We start from the raw sequence: 17,175 nt of genomic DNA on the forward strand, positions 1-17,175 counted from the left end.
ACGGCTGGGTAGGCTCACCGGACATGGAGCACCAGGTCTTCGTCCCGGTCCCGCCCGAGCCGCTCAGAGCCGCCTTCGCCGAGCCCGCGCGCATCGCCCGCGCGGTTCCCGGCCTGCAACAGGACGCCGGCGCCGAACCCGTCGCCGGGCGCCTGAAGCTCCGCGTCGGGGGACACTCCGTCACCTACCGGGGTACGGCACGGGTGGTCGCCCGCGCCGACGGCACGTACGCCGTCGAGGCCGACGCCACCGAGGCCCGCGGCACCGGCGCCGTGAAACTCGCCCTCACCCTGAGCCTCGCGGAGGCCGACGGCGGTACGACGGTCACCGTCGAGGGCACGGCGAGCGCGGACGGCCGTATCGCGGAGCTTCCGCCGGACGCGGTGCACGCGGCGGCGACCCGCCTGCTGAACCGTTTCGTGGAGAACCTGGCGACGGTGGAGCCCGCGACGGCTTCGGAGGAGGGGGAGGGGGAGCAGCCGGAGCCGGCGGAGAGGGAGCCGGAATCCGGGAGCGAGCACACCTCCGTCTTCGACACCGAGGTCCCCCCGCCCTCCCTCGACCCGGCGGCCGACCGCCTCGCCGAGGACTTCGCCGACACCGGCGAGCCCCCCGCCGAGGCCGCCCACGCCCGCCGCACGATGATCGGCCGCAGCGCGGAGGAGGTCGACCACGCGCCACCGCGGGGCCGCTACGCCCCGGTCCCGGCACCCCAGACGGTGACGGCGACCTCGGCACTGCGCTGGGCGGCACCGGCGGCGGCACTGGTGGTGGCGTCGGCGATCGTTGTGAGCAGGGCACTGCGCAAACGCCGCTGAGCGCGAGCGCGACCGATCCCCCAGTACTGTCTTCCCGTGAGTAACGAAGACATCACGCTGACCGCAGGCAACGCAGAGGTGCACGTCAGCCCCACCAACGGCGGCCGTATCACCAGCCTCAAGGTCGACGCCCTGGAACTGCTGAGGCAAGGGCCCCGCTACGGCTGTTTCCCGATGGTGCCCTGGTGCGGCCGCATCCGCGACGGCCGCTTCCTGGACGGCGGCACCGTCCGCCAGATGCCGCTCAACTCCCCGCCCCACGCCATCCACGGCACGACCCGTGACGGCGCCTGGCGCACCGCGCGCGTCTCGGAGAACGAGGCGGTGATCACGTACGACCTGGTCGACCCCTGGCCGCATCCCGGCCGCGTCACCCACGTCGTCACGCTCGCCGAGGACGGCCTGACGCTGACCATGTCGGTGGAGGCGCGGGACGACTCCTTCCCGGCACAGATCGGCTGGCACCCCTGGTTCAACCGAACCCTCGCGGGCGAGGACGGTGCAGTCGGCGAGGACGCCATGGTCGGCTTCGAGCCCGCCTGGCAGGAGGAGCGCGGGGACGACCATCTGCCCACCGGGAACCGGATCGACCCCAAGCCCGGCCCCTGGGACGACTGCTTCGGCATGCCCGGCGGCGTCGACGTCACCCTCACCTGGCCCGGGCAGCTTCAGCTGAAGGTGGCCAGCAGCGAGGAGTGGGTGGTCGTCTACGACGAGCAGGCCGAGGCCGTGTGCGTGGAGCCGCAGACCGGCCCGCCCAACGGCCTGAACACCCTCCCGCGCCTGGTCACCCCGCTGGAGCCGCTGGAGGCGACGACGACCTGGAGCTGGCGGCGCCTTTAAGCTGGTCGGCATGACGGACGTACGTGGCGCGCTGCTGCAGCAGATCAAGGACAAGGCCGTGGTGCACGGCAAGGTGACCCTCTCCTCGGGTCTGGAGGCCGACTACTACGTCGACCTGCGCCGCATCACCCTCGACGGCGAGGCCGCCCCGCTGGTCGGTCAGGTGCTCCTGGATCTGACCGCGGACCTGGAGTTCGACGCGGTGGGCGGTCTGACCATGGGCGCCGACCCGGTCGCGGCCGCCATGCTGCACGCCGCCGCCGCGCGCGGGAAGAGGCTGGACGCGTTCGTCGTACGGAAGGCGGCGAAGGCGCACGGTCTGCAGCGGCGCGTCGAGGGCCCGGACATCGCTGGCCGCCGGGTGCTCGTCGTGGAGGACACCTCCACCACCGGCGGCTCCCCGCTGACCGCCGTGGAGGCCGTGCGCGAGGCCGGCGCCGAGGTCGTCGCCGTCGCGACCATCGTGGACCGCGCGACCGGCGCCGCCGAGAAGATCGAGGCCGGCGCGGGTGTTCCGTACCGATTCGCCTTCTCGAAGGATGAACTGGGTCTGGACTGACGACGCGTATTGACCTGGACTTGACCGGCGCATGGACCATCGGTCCATGTCTGGAAAGATGGGGACGACGACGGCGTCGAAACCCTCAGGTCTAGGTCAGGGCCGTAACGCACAACCCCAACCCGCAACACAAGGAGCGGACAGATGCCCATCGCAACCCCCGAGGTCTACAACGAGATGCTCGACCGGGCGAAGGCAGGCAAGTTCGCCTACCCGGCCATCAACGTCACCTCGAGCCAGACCCTGAACGCGGCGCTGCGCGGCTTCGCGGAGGCGGAGAGCGACGGCATCGTCCAGATCTCGACCGGCGGTGCCGAGTTCCTCGGCGGCCAGTACAGCAAGGACATGGTCACCGGCGCGGTCGCCCTCGCCGAGTACGCGCACATCCTCGCCGAGAAGTACCCGGTCAACATCGCGCTGCACACCGACCACTGCCCGAAGGACAAGCTCGACGGGTACGTACGTCCGCTGATCGCGGTCTCCGAGGAGCGCGTGAAGGCCGGCAGGAACCCGCTGTTCCAGTCCCACATGTGGGACGGCTCCGCGGAGACCCTCGCCGACAACCTGGAGATCGCCCAGGAGCTGCTGGAGCGCACCCGCGCCGCCAAGATCATCCTCGAGGTGGAGATCACCCCCACCGGCGGTGAGGAGGACGGCGTCTCGCACGAGATCAACGACTCCCTCTACACCACGGTCGAGGACGCGATCCGCACCGCCGAGGCCCTCGGCCTGGGCGAGAAGGGCCGCTACCTGCTGGCCGCCTCCTTCGGCAACGTGCACGGCGTGTACAAGCCGGGCAACGTCGTGCTCCGCCCCGACCTGCTGAAGGAGCTGAACGACGGCGTCGCCGCCAAGTTCGGCAAGGCCTCCCCGTTCGACTTCGTCTTCCACGGCGGCTCCGGCTCCACCGAGCAGGAGATCCTGACCGCGCTGGAGAACGGCGTCGTGAAGATGAACCTCGACACGGACACCCAGTACGCCTTCACCCGTCCGGTCGCCGCCCACATGTTCCAGAACTACGACGGCGTCCTGAAGGTCGACGGCGAGGTCGGCAACAAGAAGGCCTACGACCCGCGCACCTGGGGCAAGCTGGCCGAGGCGAGCATGGCCGCGCGTGTCGTCGAGGCCACGCAGAACCTGCGCTCGGCGGGCAACAAGATCAAGTAAGCGGTACGTCCGTTCCGCGGCGGGCCCGGCGGCTGTTCTCGGTCGCCGGGCCGCTGTATACCTGGGGGCATGCCCGACGTCCGGCTCGCCTCGCCCCAGGGCAAGTGGATCCTGTTCACCACGGTTCTCGGCTCCAGCATGGCGCTGCTGGACTCGACCGTCGTCAACGTGGCGCTCCCGCGCATCGGCGACGACCTGGGCGCGAGCCTGTCCGCCCTGCAATGGACGGTCAACGCGTACATGGTCACGCTGGCCGGGCTGATCCTGCTGGGCGGCTCGCTGGGCGACCACTACGGCCGGCGGAAGATCTTCATGCTGGGCGTGGTGTGGTTCGCCGCGGCGTCCTTGCTGTGCGGCCTGGCGCTGAACGCGGGCATGCTGATCGCCGCTCGGGCTCTGCAGGGCATCGGCGGCGCGCTCCTGACCCCCGGCTCCCTCGCGATCATCCAGTCGTCCTTCCACCGCGACGACCGCAGCCGGGCCGTCGGCCTCTGGTCCGGCTTCGGCGGGATCGGCGCGGCGGTCGGCCCGTTCCTGGGCGGCTGGCTGGTGGCCGGACCCGGCTGGCGCTGGGTGTTCCTGCTGAACGTCCCGCTGGCGCTGCTGTGCGTGCCGGTGGCGCTGAGGCACGTCCCGGAGTCGAGGGACGGCGGCAAGCACGCCCGCTTCGACGTCCTGGGCGCGGCGCTGGGCGCCCTGGCCCTGGCCCTGCTGACGTACGCGCTGATCGAGGCGAAATCAGGCTCCCTGGTGGTGACGCTGACCGGGTTGGCCGGGGTGGCGGCGGCGGTGGCCTTCGTGCAGGCGGAGCGGCACCGCCCGGACCCGATGCTCCCGCCGGACATCTTCGCCTCGCGCCAGTTCACGGCGGTCAACCTGGTCACCCTCTGCGTGTACGCGGCGTTCGGCGGCTTCTTCTTCCTCACCGCGCTCCAACTGCAGGTGGTGTCGGGATACTCACCGCTGCAAGCCGGTACGGCCCTGCTGCCGACGACGGCCCTGATGCTCCTCTTCTCCGCCCGCTCGGGCGCCTTGGCGGACCGCACGGGCCCGCGCCTGCCCCTGACGGTCGGCCCTCTCCTCTGCGCGGCGGCGATGCTGCTGATGCTCCGGGTGGGGAAGGGGGCGGTCTATCTCACCGACGTCCTCCCGGCCCTGCTGGTCATGGGCGCGGGCATGGTGACCCTCGTGGCCCCCCTGACGGCGACGGTGCTCGCCTCCGTGGACACCGCGCGGGCCGGCCTGGCCAGCGGCATCAACAACGCGGCGGCGAGGGCGGCGGGCCTGATCGCCGTCGCCGCGCTGCCACTGCTCGCGGGGATGGGCCCGGAGGCGTACCGGTCGCCCACGGCGTTCGACGCGGCGTTCAACCGTGCGATGCCGATCTGCGCGGGGGTACTGGTGGCCGGGTCCCTGCTGGCCTTCACCCTGGTCCGCCGCCCGCCCCCCGACTGCCGCCACCCGGAATGCCACGTACACGGCTGCGTGACGGCTCCGCCGCTGGAGGGGGAGCGGAAGGGGTAGGTACGGGCAGCAGACCTGCAGCGGCATGTGCGCATGACCCCGGCAAAGGACACCGGGCAGGAAACCAGTGGGCGGGAGCGGCAGACTGGACCCCATGACGATTCACGAAAACCTCCTCGGCGGTCCGCCCCCCACCCACCTCCCCGACGACCCCGAGCCCCGCGAACAGCTCGCGGCCGGCGTCGCCCCCGCGGACGTCGCCGCCAAGTACCCCACCTCCTCCCTCGCCTGGGCCCAGTTGGCCGACGAGGCGTTCGAGCGCGGCGCGGTCGTGGAGTCGTACGCCTATGCCCGTACCGGCTACCACCGCGGCCTGGACGCCCTGCGCCGCAACGGCTGGAAGGGCCACGGCCCGGTCCCCTGGGAGCACGAGCCCAACCGCGGCTTCCTGCGCGCCCTGCACGCCCTCGCCCGCGCCGCCCAGGCGATCGGCGAGCAGGAGGAGTACGAGCGCTGCGCGCAGTTCCTGAAGGACTCCTCCCCGACGGCGGCCCAGACCCTCGGCTAGCCGAAACGCACGTCACCGGTGTGGCCCGTCTGGCAGCGGACGGGCCTTGCCGTATCCGGGGCCCATTGCGGAGGATGCCGGGTGGGGACCGGGGCCCCCGTGCCGGCATCGGCAGGGGCGGACCGCTACCCGGAGCTACAACAGGAGACAGCGATGTCCCAACCGGCTCAGCAGTCCTTGGAGACTCAGGAGCCCGAGACTCCGCATCTCGACTTCGCGGGCACGACGCCGTACGAGGACTACGTCAGGGCGGACGTGCTCACCCACCTCCAGCACACCCTCTCCGACGATCCCGGAGAGATGGTCTTCCTGGTCACGACCCAGGTCATGGAGCTGTGGTTCACCGTCGTCGTCCATGAGTGGGAGACCGCGGCGGCCGCCCTGCGCAGCGACGACGTACCGACCGCGATCGCCGCGCTGAAGCGTTCCGTACGGGAACTGGAGGCCCTCAACGCCTCCTGGAAGCCCCTCGGACAGCTCACCCCGGCGCAGTTCAACTCGTACCGCTCCGCCCTCGGCGAGGGCTCCGGCTTCCAGTCGGCGATGTACCGGCGCCTGGAGTTCCTGCTCGGCGAGAAGTCCGCGTCCATGCTCGTACCGCACCGCGGCGCCCCGCGCGCGCACGCGGAGCTGGAGAAGGCGCTGCACGAGCCGAGCCTGTACGACGAGGTGCTGCGGCTGCTGGCCCGGCACGGGCATCCGATCCCCGCGTCCGTCCTGCGCCGTGACGTGTCCCAGCGCTACGAGCCCTCCGACGCGGTCGAGCGGGCCTGGAGCGCGATCTACTCCGGCGACCAGGACACCGAACTCGCCCGCCTGGGCGAGGCGTTGACCGATGTGGCCGAACTCGTCTGGCGCTGGCGCAACGACCACCTGGTGGCCACCCGCCGCGCGATGGGCGCCAAGCCGGGCACGGGCGGCTCGGCCGGCGTGGCCTGGCTGGAGAAGCGTGCCCGCAAGAACGTGTTCCCGGAGCTGTGGACGGCGAGGTCCCATGTCTGAACCTGCCCTGGAAGCAGCGAAGCTGGACGCGGCGGACGAGCTCGCCCCGCTGCGTTCCCGTTTCGTCCTCGATGACGTGGTCTACCTCGACGGCAACTCGCTCGGTGCGCTCCCCGCGAACGTCCCGGACCGCGTGGCCGACGTGGTCCGCCGCCAGTGGGGCGAACTGCGCATCCGCTCCTGGGAGGAGAGCGGCTGGTGGACCGCGCCGGAGCGGATCGGCGACCGGATCGCCCCGCTGGTCGGCGCGGCGGCCGGGCAGATCGTCGTGGGCGACTCGACAAGTGTCGACGTGTTCAAGGCACTAGTGGCCGCCGTACGGATGGCGGGCGAGGACCGGACCGAGATCCTGGTGGACGCCACGACGTTTCCCACGGACGGCTACATCGCCGAGTCGGCGGCCCGCATGACCGGTCGCGCCCTGCGCGCGGTGACGCCGGCGGAGGTGCCGGGGGAGCTGAGCGGCCGTACGGCGGCGGTGCTGCTGAACCACGTCGACTACCGCACGGGCCGCCTGCACGATCTGCCGTCCCTCACGTCGGCGATCCACGCCGTCGGCGCCCTCGCGGTCTGGGACCTGTGCCACAGCGCGGGCGCGCTGGAGGTGGGCCTGGACGAGCACGGGGTCGACTTCGCGGTCGGCTGCACCTACAAGTACCTGAACGGCGGCCCGGGTTCCCCGGCGTACCTGTACGTCCGCAAGGAGCTCCAGCCCCGCTTCGACTCCCCGCTGCCCGGCTGGAACTCGCACACCGACCCCTTCGGCATGAGCCCGTCGTACACCCCGGCGCCGGGTGCCCTGCGCGGCCGGGTGGGCACCCCGGACATCCTGTCGATGCTGGCCCTGGAGGCGGCCCTGGACGTCTGGGACGACGTGTCCGTCTCCGCCGTCCGCGCCAAGTCCCTCGCGCTGACGGACTTCTTCCTGCGGTGCGTGCGGGCGTACACCGAGCCGGGGCGCGTGGAGTCCGTGACCCCGGAACACCACGAGGAACGCGGCAGCCAGGTCGCCCTGCGCTGCGATGACGCGGGCGAGGTGATGAAACGCCTGATCGCCCGGGGCGTCGTGGGCGACTTCCGCCACCCCGACGTCCTCCGCTTCGGCTTCACCCCGCTGTACGTCACCTTCACCGAGACGGAGCGGGCGGCGCGGATCCTGGGCGAGGAACTGGCGTAGGGGAGGGGCACGGGCCCGAGGCTGGGCCTGGAAGGGACCAGGGCCTGGGAGGAGGGGGCCCCTCTCCCAGGCCCAGGCCTTTCCCTACAGAACCGTTTATTCCTCACCCTGCGTGACATCCCCATGTCCCCGCATGTCACCGGCCTGATACGGTCCCGCCAACGCGAACGAAAATTCCCCACCTGGTCCGCCAGACGCCAAACACGTTCCATCGCTGAGAGGTTGGAGCATGCCGGACGACGCCGCAGCAGCCCGCGCCGCCGCAGAAGAGGAGTCGGCCTTCTCGCACCCGCCGGTCGACCCCGACATCACCTCCGCATACGGCAGCCACCCCGACCAGGTGATCGACTTCTACGCCCCCCGGACCGCCCCGGACTCACCGGCCCCTCTGGTGGTGGTCCTGCACGGCGGCGCCTGGCGCGCCCGCTACGACCGCCGCCACATCACCCCCTTCGCGGACTTCCTGGCCCGTCGGGGCTTCGCCGTGGCCAACGTCGAGTACCGGCGCGGCGGTGACCCCCTGATCCCCGGGCAGAACACGGGAGACGGCGGCGACGCCCCCACCCCTCCGGCCGGCCGCTGGCCCGACACCTTCGACGACATCGCGGCCGCCCTGGACGCGCTGCCCGCTCTGGTCCGCGAGGCGCTCCCGCAGGCCGACGCGCGCCGCACGGTGCTGACGGGCCACTCGGCCGGCGGTCACCTGGCCCTGTGGGCGGCGGCGCGCCACGTCCTCCCCCCGGACAGCCCCTGGCGCATCGACGGCCCGGCCCCCCTGCGAGGTGTCGTGGCCCTCGCCCCGATCGCGGACTTCGAGGTGGCAGAGAAGCTGGACGTCTGCGGCAACGCGAGCCTGCAACTGCTCGGCGGCCACGACACATTCACCGATCGCCGCCCCTACGCCGATCCCGTCCTGCTCCTCCCGACGGGCATCGCGACGACCCTCGTCCAGGGCCGTACCGACCTGGTGGTGCCGCAGGCGGTGGCCGAGTCGTACGCGGACGCGGCGGCGAAGGCCGGCGAGGTGGTGGGCCTGACCCTGCTGGAGGACGTCGGTCACTTCCCGCTCGTCGACCCGGCGGCGGACGCGTGCGCGGTGGTGGCGGAGGAGATCGCCCAACTGGCTTGGTAGCAAGGGAAGTCCGTCACCTGGCGTGACCTGTGAAGGGCCCGGTGCGGATCTGTGCGGGCGCACCCCTGCGGGTCGGCCCCGGTGATACCCGTAATACCTGAGAGCTACCCCGCAGAACAGCTCCCTGGCGGGACGCCGATGACACGCCCCGATCCATAACTTCCTTGTCAGACAAGCCCGATGGCCGGGCGATCTGAAAGGAAGCCCGACCATGGGGCACCCCCACCACACCACACACCTGAACGCACCGACGGACAACACGTCCTGCTCCACGGACGCGCAGCCGCCGACGGCGATCGCGCCCCACGAGCCCCACCCGCACCCGACGACGAAAGCCACACGGGTGGTGCGGGTGGTGCCGGTGGGAACACAGACCCGGCCGAGGGCCGGGTACCCACCCACGGACCCGCGGCCGAACTCCCTCGGCACGCACCCCACCCGCCGCCCCGGCGGCCGCCGCAGGACCCGCCGCACCCTCCTCGCCACCCTCCTCACCGCAGCCATGGCCGCCCCCCTCTCCGGCGCCGCCCGCCCCCAGATTCCGGCCCCGGCCCCCGCCGTCCTCCCCCCACTCACGGCGACGACCCTCCAGACGGCCTACGCCGCCAACCGAGCCGACGCCGCCCGCGCCGCCGACATGGCCGCCGCGCACGGCGACACCCACCGCGCCGCCGCCGACCGCACCCTGGCCGCCCCGTCCCGCCACCTCCTCACCTTCGACGGCCGAGGCGCCGGCCAGGCCACGGAGGTGCTGGGCGACCTCGCCCACGCCGAACACATCGCCGTCCTGGTCCCCGGCTCGGACACCTCCCTGGACACCTACGCCCGCTTCCACAAGGCAGCCGAGGTCCTGTACACGGACCTCACCCACCGCGCGCCCCGAGGCACCCGCACCGCGGTCGTCGCCTGGCTCGGCTACGAGACACCGGCCACCGTCAGCACCACGGTGACCACGACCACCCGCGCCGAGGAAGCCGCCCCCCACCTGCGCGCCTTCGTACGCGAGCTGCGCGCCGCGACCAAACCGCAGGCGCACCTCTCCCTGATCTGCCACTCCTACGGCACGGTCGTCTGCGGCCGAGCCGCCCATGGCCTGGACGCCGACGACATCGCCCTCGTCGGCAGCCCCGGCACCGGCGCGGACTCCGTCGCGGCCCTGCACACCCGCGCAAGAGTCTGGGCGGCCCGCGGCAGCGACGACTGGATCGCGAACGTGCCGCACACCAGCGCCACCCTCTTCGGCGCCACCGTCGGCTTCGGCACCGACCCGGTCTCGCACACCTTCGGCGCCCGGGTCTTCAACGCAGGCAACGCCAACCACAGCGGCTACTTCGCCCCGGGCTCGGCCTCCCTCACCAACCTGGCCCGGATCACCCTCGGCGACCCTTCGGAGGTGCCCCGTGCCTGACCCCACCGCAAGCACACCACTCACCCCGCACACGCCCCCGCCGCCGACGGTGATGTCGCCCCGCAAGGGCCACCCGCACCCGACGAAACCGCCAGGGGTGGTGGTGCGGGTGGGTACTCGAATCCCGCCGAAGGCGCCCCGCACCCGCACCCAAAAATGGCGCCGAGCCCTCCGCACCGTCTCCCAGTCCGCCCGCCACCTGGACACCCTCACCCCCGCCACCCGGGACCGAGCCGTCGACGCACTCCGCTCGATCGCGATCCTCGGAGTGGTCCTGGGCCACTGGCTGGTAACCGCACTCGTGGCGAGCGACGGCGGCCTGCACACCACGAGCCCGCTGCAGCACATGCCCTGGCTGGCCCCGATCTCCTGGCTGTTCCAGACCCTGGCCGTGTTCTTCCTGGTCGGCGGCCACGTGGCGACCCGAAGCCTCGCCACCGCCCGTGAGAGAGGCGAGACCTACGGCTCCTGGCTGCGCGCCCGCCTGACCCGCCTCCTCCGCCCGGTGGCCGCACTCCTGTGCCTGTGGGTGGTGGCCGCCACGGCCCTCCTCCTCGCCGGCACCCCGCTCGCCACGATCGAGGCCCTGCTCAAGCTCGCCCTGTCGCCGTTGTGGTTCCTGCTTGTCTTCGCCGGTCTGACGGCCGCCACCCCGCTCCTCACCCGTCTCAACCCGCTCTGGCCCCTGGCCGTCGTCCTGCACGTGGACCTGCTCCGCTTCGGCCTGCACACCGGCCCGTCCTGGCTCGGCTGGCTGAACCTCCCGGCGGGCTGGCTGGTCCCGTACACCTTGGGCGCGGCCTGGACCCGCGGCGAGCTGGACAGCCGCCGCGCGGCCCGGGTGCTGTTCCTCGGCGGTACGGCGGCCACGGCCGTCCTCGTCGGCTGCGCCGGCTACCCGGCGTCCATGGTCGGCGTCCCGGGCGCGAGGATCTCCAACCTCGACCCCCCGACCCTGGCGGCCGTCACTTTCGGCCTGGCCCAGTGCGGTCTCGCCCTCCTCCTCCGCGACCGGCTGCGCCGCGCGATGACCCGCCCGCTGCTCTGGGCGGCGGTGGCCCTGGTCAACCTCTCCGCGATGACGGTCTACCTGTGGCACCAGACGGCCATGATGGCCACGACGGCCACCGGCCTCCTGGCCGGCCGGCTGCCCGGTCTGCACACCTCGCCCGACTCCCTGGGCTGGGTGCCGTACCGCCTCGCGTGGCTTCCGGTCTTCGCCCTGACCCTCGCCCTGTGCTGGACGGCCTTCCGCCACCACGAACAGGGCCCCCGCCGCCCCCGAAACCGCAGGTCCCATGTGGTTCGCCGCCATCTGCCCGCAGCAAAGAAACCACGCAATGCCTAGTGTTGACCTCGTGAAGCCCGCGGCCGCCGACGGCGAGGACCCCCAGGGGACACCCGCACCCGAGAACGCACCCGCCATCGACAGTCCATCCACCCCCAGGACCACCCTGCGCCGCCGCCTTCGGATCTGGTTCGGCGAGAACCCCTCACCGAACTCACCCCCCTTCTCCCGGCACCGCTGGGTCCGCCTCCTCACCTACCTGCTCGTCGGCTATCTCGCCCTGGGCATCGCCCTCGGCGGCGGCGAGGAGCTGACCAACAGCTACGGCTTCACCGCGGCCGTGGCGTTCTTCAGTACGTTCCTCCAGGCCGCCGCCGTCGTCCTGGCCCTCTGGCGGCCGGTACCCGCCTGGGCGCTGTCCCTGGCCGCCGCCCTCGCCACCGCGCTGCTGGCCCGCCAGCAGCTGACGGCACCGCTGCTTCGGCTGCCCAGCCCCGGCTGGCCCTGGACCACACCCGTCCTGCTGGCCCACATGGCCGTCCTGCTGCTCCTCGCCCTGCGCGTCCGGTTCAGCGGGACGGTCGCCGCGCTCGTCACGACCGCATTGGTGACCGCCGTCGTGGAGGGCGGCCTGGGAGCGTCGCGCTACTCCCCGACAGGCACGGTGGCCGTCGGCCTGTTCGCGATCGCCGCCGTCATCGGCGCGGCCCTGCGCAGCCGTAGCGAGGCCCGTACCGAACTGGTCCAGCAGACGACGATCACCGCCGAGGAACGGGCCCGGCGCACGCTCCTCGAGGAACGCAGCCGTATAGCCCGCGAGCTGCACGACGTGGTCGCCCACCACATGTCGGTGATCTCGATCCAGGCCCAGGTGGCCCCCCACCTGGTGGAGAACCCCTCCGAGGAGCTGAAGGAGAACCTCGCCGGCATCCGCAACAACGCCCTGGAGGCCCTGACCGAGCTGCGCCGGGTCCTTGGGGTGCTGCGGTCGGAGGGCCCGGACGACCCCGAGACGGTCGAGGAGACCCACCGGCTGTCCGCCCCCGGCACCGGCCCGGCACCCGACGCCCCGCAGCCGAATCTCGCCCGCCTGGACGCCCTGATGGAGAACACCAGGGCGGCCGGCCTGGACGTGGTCAAGACGGTGGAGGGCGAGCCCCGTGCCTATCCGCCGGGCGTGGAGCTGTCGGCGTACCGGATCGTCCAGGAGGCCCTGAGCAACGTCCTGCGGCACGCCCCGGGCGCGAGGGTCAGCGTGGACGTCCTCCATCTTCCGCACGGGATATGCCTGGACATCACCAACTCCCGGCCCAGCCGTCCGGCCCCGCCGTCCCCAGGTAGCGGCCACGGTCTGCTCGGCATGCGGGAGCGGGCGGCGATGCTGGGCGGGCACCTCGTCGCGAGGGCGGAGCAGGGAGGCGGCTTCCGGGTGACCGCGTTCCTCCCGCGTGACGGCACCCCGGTGCCGGCCGACCTCGCCCTGCCCGCCGCGTTCCGGCGGCAGCTGCCACCCGGCTCCACCCCCGATCCGTACCCGCCCGAGCCCCCGACAGGAGAACAGCACCCATGACGAGCGGCGCCGGTCCCATCCGCGTACTCATCGCCGATGACCAGCAGATGGTCCGGCAGGGTTTCAGCGTGCTGCTCAGCGCCCAGTCCGGCATCGAGGTGGTCGGGCAGGCGGTGGACGGTCTGGACGCGATCGTGCAGACCGCCGAACTGGTCCCGGACGTGGTGCTGATGGACATCCGGATGCCCGAACTCGGCGGCATCGAGGCGACCCGCCGGATCACCGCCGAGCATTCCGCCATCAAGGTGCTGGTCCTGACCACGTTCGACCTGGACGAGTACGTGTACGAGGCGTTGCGGGCCGGGGCCTCCGGGTTTCTGCTCAAGGACGCCTCGGCGGACAAGCTGGCCGAGGCGGTCCGGGTCGTGGCCGCGGGCGACGCCCTGCTCGCGCCCGGTATCACCCGTCGTCTCATCGCCGAGTTCTCCCGCATGGACGGCAGCCGCCGGGCCCCGCTCAAGCAGCGCGTCGGCGACCTCACCGAGCGGGAGACGGAGGTGCTGGCGCTGATCGCGCAGGGCCTGTCGAACGCGGAGATCGCCGAGCGGCTGGTCGTGGCCGAGCAGACCGTGAAGACGCACGTGGGCCGGATCCTGGTGAAGCTGGGCCTGCGCGACCGCACCCAGGCGGCGGTCTTCGCCTACGAGTCCGGCGTGGTCCGCCCGGGCGGCCGGTGACCCTCCGGGCGCGGCCCGCGGTGCGCGGCCCGCAGTACCTGTCCGAACCCCGCAGGGGGCGGCCCGTAGTACCTGAGAGGGACGGCCGAGAACCCCTCTCCAAGGTGACGACCGCGCCCCGCCGCCCGCCTACCGTTTCGTACGTGACCCAGACGACGCACACGCAGACAACACCGCCGGGCCCGGCCGGCCGGCCGCGCAGCCCCGAGTTCCGGCTGGCCGCGGACGCTTTGCGAGGGCTGCGGCAGGACCTGTTCCAGGACGCCTTCGCCTACGACCCGCTGCCCCGCCGGAGCGCCGAGGGCGCGCTCACCCGCAGGCTGTCCGGCGCGGGCTGGCTGCCGCACGCGGTGGTCGCCGCGCTGGGCGTGATGGCGATGTCCCTCGCCATGGCGAGCTCCTTCGATCCCGGGCCGGCCGCCCTGATGTGCGGGCTGCTGGCGCTGGGGCCGGTGCTGCTGACGCTGGCGCGTCCGGTGGGGGCGTTCTGGTTGTCGCTGGCCGCGAGCACGGCCGCCGCCGTGATCGGCCGGGGCGAGTGGAGCGACTGGCCCTGGCTGCCGGGCAGTTTCCTGGCCCACCTGGTGGTGCTCACGGTCGTCGCGCTGCGCACCCGCCCGAGCACCGCGGCCTCGATGTGGGTGATGACCGCGGTCTACGGCTTCGTCATGGCAGGCCTCTTCGGCTGGCACCGCTACGACTCCAACGTCCCCCCGATGCTGGTCGCGTCGGCCCTGATCCTGCTGGCGGTCTCGGTCCGGCACATCCGCCGCCAGGCCCAGCGGGAGGTGACCGCCCAGCAGACGGTCACCGAGCACGAACGCTCCCGCCGCACCCTCCTGGAGGAGCGCACGACGATCGCCCGTGAGCTGCACGACGTGGTCGCCCACCACATGTCGGTGGTCGCCATCCAGGCGGAGGCCGCGCCCTACCGGGTGGAGAACCCGCCGGAGGAGCTGGAGAAGGCGTTCGCCACCATCCGGGAGAACGCGGTGGCGGCCCTGACCGAGCTGCGCCGGGTCCTTGGGGTCGTACGCGCGGAGGACTACGAGGCGCCGGACGCCCCCCAGCCGACCCTGGCCGACCTCGACGGGCTGCTCGCCAATGTGCGGGAGGCCGGCCTGACGGTGGAGAAGGCGGTGACCGGCGCGGTGCGGGAACTGCCGCAGGGCGTGGAGCTGTCGGCGTACCGAATAGTGCAGGAGGCCCTCAGCAACACCCTCCGGCACGCACCGGGAGCGGGCGCCCGGGTGGAGATCGGCTATGTCCTCGGCGGTCTGGGCCTGCGCATAGTCAACACCCCGCCGCCCGCGCCGCACCTGACCAAGCCCTCTCCGGGCGCGGGGCACGGCATCACGGGCATGCGGGAGCGTGTGTCGATGCTGAACGGCGAGATGACGGCGGGCCCGACGGAGGACGGGGGCTACGAGGTGACGGTGTTCCTGCCGGTGCCGGCGGCCACCGCGAGCGAAGGGGACGCATGACCATCCGCGTGCTGATCGCGGACGACCAGATGATGGTCCGCGAGGGCTTCTCCGTCCTGCTGAACGCGATGCCGGACATCGAGGTCGTCGGCGAGGCCGTCAATGGAAGGGAGGCGGTGGACCGGGTCCGTGAACTCGCCCCGGACGTCGTGCTGATGGACATCCGCATGCCGGAGCTGAACGGCATCGAGGCCACCCGGGAGATCGTGGCGGCGGACGCGGCGGCGAAGGTGCTGGTCCTGACGACCTTCGACCTGGACGAGTATGTGTACCAGGCGCTGCGCGCAGGAGCCTCCGGCTTCCTCCTGAAGGACGCCTCGGCCCGCCAACTGGCCGACGGAGTACGGGTGGTGGCCGCGGGCGAGGCCCTGCTGGCCCCCTCGGTCACCAAACGCCTGCTCACGGAGTTCTCCCGCCTCTCGGACCCCCCGCGCCTGGTCCCCTCGGCCCAGGCGGCCTACGGCGAACTCACCGAACGGGAGACGGAGGTCCTGATCCTGATCGCCCAGGGCCTGTCCAACGCGGAGATCGCCGAGCGCCTGATGGTGGCGGAGTCGACGATCAAGACCCATGTGAGCCGTATCCTGGTCAAGCTGGGCCTCAGAGATCGCACCCAGGCAGCGGTGTTCGCCTACGAGGCGCGCCTGGTCACTCCGGGCTGACAACGGGAAGCACACAGGCGACTGGAACTGCTGCCGCACACCGCCCCTGCTGAGCACGTCGAGGGCGGGCACCCCTGGTCAGACCTCTGTCCGGCGGGTTAGCGTCCCCGCATGGCAGGTCCTGACGAGCTCGGTTTCGATCCCTGGGATCCGGCGTTCCTCGCCGACCCCTACCCGGCCTACGCGGAGCTGCGCGCACGCGGGCGGGTGATCCGGTACGAGCCGACCGACCAGTGGCTGGTTCCGCACCACGCGGATGTCTCGGCGCTGCTGCGGGACCGCCGGCTGGGGCGGACGTATCAGCACCGGTTCTCGCACGAGGAGTTCGGGCGGACACCGCCCGCGCCGGAGCACGAGCCGTTCCACACCCTCAACGACCACGGCATGCTCGACCTGGAGCCGCCGGACCACACCCGGATCCGGCGCCTGGTGTCGAAGGCGTTCACGCCGCGCACGGTGGAGCGGCTGAAGCCGTATGTGCAGCGCCTGGCGGGCGACCTGGTGGCGGCGCTCGTCCACAACGGCGGCGGGGATCTGCTGACCGACGTGGCCGAGCCGTTGCCGGTGGCGGTGATCGCCGAGATGCTGGGCATCCCGGAGGCGGACCGGGGGCAGCTGCGCCCCTGGTCGGCGGCCATCTGCGGGATGTACGAGCTGAACCCCTCCGAGGAGACGGCCGCCAAGGCGGTCCGGGCGTCCGTGGAGTTCTCGGAGTACCTGCGGGAGCTGATCGCGGCCCGCCGCAAGGAGCCGGGCGAGGACCTCGTCTCCGGCCTGATCGCGGCCCACGACGAGGACGACGACCGGCTGACCGAGCAGGAGATGATCTCCACGGCGGTCCTGCTCCTCAACGCCGGCCACGAGGCCACGGTCAACGCCACGGTGAACGGCTGGTGGGCGCTGTTCCGCAACCCCGGCCAGCTGGCCGCCCTGCGCGCCGACCACTGCCTGATCCCGTCCGCGATCGAGGAGCTGATGCGCTACGACACCCCGCTCCAGCTCTTCGAACGCTGGGTGCTGGACGACATCGAGATCGACGGCACGGTGATCCCGAGGGGCTCGGAGATCGCCATGCTGTTCGGCTCCGCCAACCACGACCCAGCCGTCTTCACCGACCCCGGCCGACTGGACCTGACCCGCACCGACAACCCGCACATCTCCTTCAGCGCCGGCATCCACTACTGCATCGGCGCCCCGCTGGCCCGCATGGAGCTGGCCGCCTCCATGACGGCCCTCCTCCAGCAGGCCCCCACGCTGACCCTGGCGGCGGAGCCGCAGCGCAAGCCGAACTTCGTCATCCGGGGATTGGAGGGGCTGAGCGTCGAGGTGACCGGCTGACGCTCAGCCGGTCGGTTC

At 72.3% G+C, this 17,175-nt stretch carries 16 protein-coding genes; all 16 read left to right on the forward strand.

The window, feature by feature from the left end:
- Positions 1–23 precede the first annotated feature (23 nt).
- The gene (locus AB0M27_RS23355) at positions 24–818 is read left to right on the forward strand and encodes an SRPBCC domain-containing protein (protein WP_365723802.1); all 795 of its coding nucleotides are present in this window, start codon (positions 24–26) and stop codon (positions 816–818) included.
- 36 nt (positions 819–854) lie between these two features.
- Positions 855–1,661, forward strand: coding sequence for an aldose 1-epimerase (locus tag AB0M27_RS23360; RefSeq protein WP_365723803.1), 807 nt, complete (start codon positions 855–857; stop codon positions 1,659–1,661).
- A 10-nt stretch (positions 1,662–1,671) separates the two neighbouring features.
- Complete coding sequence (gene pyrE, locus AB0M27_RS23365; RefSeq protein WP_356300279.1) at positions 1,672–2,220, forward strand: orotate phosphoribosyltransferase; 549 nt, start codon at positions 1,672–1,674, stop codon at positions 2,218–2,220.
- A 144-nt stretch (positions 2,221–2,364) separates the two neighbouring features.
- On the forward strand, positions 2,365–3,387 hold the full coding sequence (fbaA, locus tag AB0M27_RS23370; RefSeq protein ID WP_365723804.1) for a class II fructose-bisphosphate aldolase: 1,023 nt from the start codon (positions 2,365–2,367) through the stop codon (positions 3,385–3,387).
- Positions 3,388–3,456: 69 nt separating this feature from the next.
- Positions 3,457–4,911, forward strand: coding sequence for an MFS transporter (locus AB0M27_RS23375; protein WP_365723805.1), 1,455 nt, complete (start codon positions 3,457–3,459; stop codon positions 4,909–4,911).
- A 94-nt stretch (positions 4,912–5,005) separates the two neighbouring features.
- Positions 5,006–5,419 carry a DUF3151 domain-containing protein gene (locus AB0M27_RS23380; protein WP_365723806.1) on the forward strand — a complete coding sequence of 138 codons (414 nt, stop codon included), beginning with the start codon at positions 5,006–5,008 and terminating at the stop codon, positions 5,417–5,419.
- Positions 5,420–5,572: 153 nt separating this feature from the next.
- The gene (locus tag AB0M27_RS23385; RefSeq protein ID WP_365723807.1) at positions 5,573–6,421 is read left to right on the forward strand and encodes a tryptophan 2,3-dioxygenase family protein; all 849 of its coding nucleotides are present in this window, start codon (positions 5,573–5,575) and stop codon (positions 6,419–6,421) included.
- Positions 6,414–7,598, forward strand: a complete 1,185-nt coding sequence (gene kynU / locus AB0M27_RS23390; protein WP_365723808.1) for a kynureninase — start codon at positions 6,414–6,416, stop codon at positions 7,596–7,598. The genes AB0M27_RS23385 and kynU overlap by 8 nt, the downstream gene beginning before the upstream one ends.
- Before the next feature lie 229 nt (positions 7,599–7,827).
- On the forward strand, positions 7,828–8,730 hold the full coding sequence (locus tag AB0M27_RS23395; protein ID WP_365723809.1) for an alpha/beta hydrolase: 903 nt from the start codon (positions 7,828–7,830) through the stop codon (positions 8,728–8,730).
- 211 nt (positions 8,731–8,941) lie between these two features.
- On the forward strand, positions 8,942–10,138 hold the full coding sequence (locus AB0M27_RS23400) for an alpha/beta hydrolase (RefSeq protein ID WP_365723810.1): 1,197 nt from the start codon (positions 8,942–8,944) through the stop codon (positions 10,136–10,138).
- The gene (locus AB0M27_RS23405; RefSeq protein WP_365723811.1) at positions 10,131–11,486 is read left to right on the forward strand and encodes an acyltransferase; all 1,356 of its coding nucleotides are present in this window, start codon (positions 10,131–10,133) and stop codon (positions 11,484–11,486) included. Before AB0M27_RS23400 ends, AB0M27_RS23405 begins: the two co-directional genes overlap by 8 nt.
- Positions 11,479–12,996 (forward strand): histidine kinase, encoded by a 1,518-nt coding sequence (locus AB0M27_RS23410; RefSeq protein WP_365723812.1) that lies wholly within the window; start codon positions 11,479–11,481, stop codon positions 12,994–12,996. Before AB0M27_RS23405 ends, AB0M27_RS23410 begins: the two co-directional genes overlap by 8 nt.
- Complete coding sequence (locus tag AB0M27_RS23415; RefSeq protein ID WP_365723813.1) at positions 12,993–13,673, forward strand: response regulator transcription factor; 681 nt, start codon at positions 12,993–12,995, stop codon at positions 13,671–13,673. Before AB0M27_RS23410 ends, AB0M27_RS23415 begins: the two co-directional genes overlap by 4 nt.
- 143 nt (positions 13,674–13,816) lie before the next feature.
- Complete coding sequence (locus AB0M27_RS23420; protein WP_365723814.1) at positions 13,817–15,157, forward strand: histidine kinase; 1,341 nt, start codon at positions 13,817–13,819, stop codon at positions 15,155–15,157.
- Entirely contained in the window at positions 15,154–15,819 is a 666-nt protein-coding gene (locus AB0M27_RS23425; RefSeq protein ID WP_365723815.1) for a response regulator transcription factor, read from the forward strand. The genes AB0M27_RS23420 and AB0M27_RS23425 overlap by 4 nt, the downstream gene beginning before the upstream one ends.
- Before the next feature lie 111 nt (positions 15,820–15,930).
- On the forward strand, positions 15,931–17,157 hold the full coding sequence (locus AB0M27_RS23430) for a cytochrome P450 (RefSeq protein ID WP_365723816.1): 1,227 nt from the start codon (positions 15,931–15,933) through the stop codon (positions 17,155–17,157).
- Positions 17,158–17,175 lie beyond the last annotated feature (18 nt).

The organism is Streptomyces sp. NPDC052107, assembly GCF_040680215.1.
GTDB lineage: Bacteria > Actinomycetota > Actinomycetes > Streptomycetales > Streptomycetaceae > Streptomyces.

What these genes read in the sequence shown, in the direction of transcription:
- AB0M27_RS23355 (WP_365723802.1), top strand. Translation starts at nt 24, where the DNA reads ATGGAGCACCAGGTCTTCGTCCCGGTCCCGCCCGAGCCGCTCAGAGCC.
- pyrE (WP_356300279.1), top strand. Translation starts at nt 1,672, where the DNA reads ATGACGGACGTACGTGGCGCGCTGCTGCAGCAGATCAAGGACAAGGCC.
- fbaA (WP_365723804.1), top strand. Translation starts at nt 2,365, where the DNA reads ATGCCCATCGCAACCCCCGAGGTCTACAACGAGATGCTCGACCGGGCG.
- AB0M27_RS23375 (WP_365723805.1), top strand. Translation starts at nt 3,457, where the DNA reads ATGCCCGACGTCCGGCTCGCCTCGCCCCAGGGCAAGTGGATCCTGTTC.
- AB0M27_RS23380 (WP_365723806.1), top strand. Translation starts at nt 5,006, where the DNA reads ATGACGATTCACGAAAACCTCCTCGGCGGTCCGCCCCCCACCCACCTC.
- AB0M27_RS23385 (WP_365723807.1), top strand. Translation starts at nt 5,573, where the DNA reads ATGTCCCAACCGGCTCAGCAGTCCTTGGAGACTCAGGAGCCCGAGACT.
- kynU (WP_365723808.1), top strand. Translation starts at nt 6,414, where the DNA reads ATGTCTGAACCTGCCCTGGAAGCAGCGAAGCTGGACGCGGCGGACGAG.
- AB0M27_RS23395 (WP_365723809.1), top strand. Translation starts at nt 7,828, where the DNA reads ATGCCGGACGACGCCGCAGCAGCCCGCGCCGCCGCAGAAGAGGAGTCG.
- AB0M27_RS23400 (WP_365723810.1), top strand. Translation starts at nt 8,942, where the DNA reads ATGGGGCACCCCCACCACACCACACACCTGAACGCACCGACGGACAAC.
- AB0M27_RS23410 (WP_365723812.1), top strand. Translation starts at nt 11,479, where the DNA reads ATGCCTAGTGTTGACCTCGTGAAGCCCGCGGCCGCCGACGGCGAGGAC.
- AB0M27_RS23415 (WP_365723813.1), top strand. Translation starts at nt 12,993, where the DNA reads ATGACGAGCGGCGCCGGTCCCATCCGCGTACTCATCGCCGATGACCAG.
- AB0M27_RS23425 (WP_365723815.1), top strand. Translation starts at nt 15,154, where the DNA reads ATGACCATCCGCGTGCTGATCGCGGACGACCAGATGATGGTCCGCGAG.
- AB0M27_RS23430 (WP_365723816.1), top strand. Translation starts at nt 15,931, where the DNA reads ATGGCAGGTCCTGACGAGCTCGGTTTCGATCCCTGGGATCCGGCGTTC.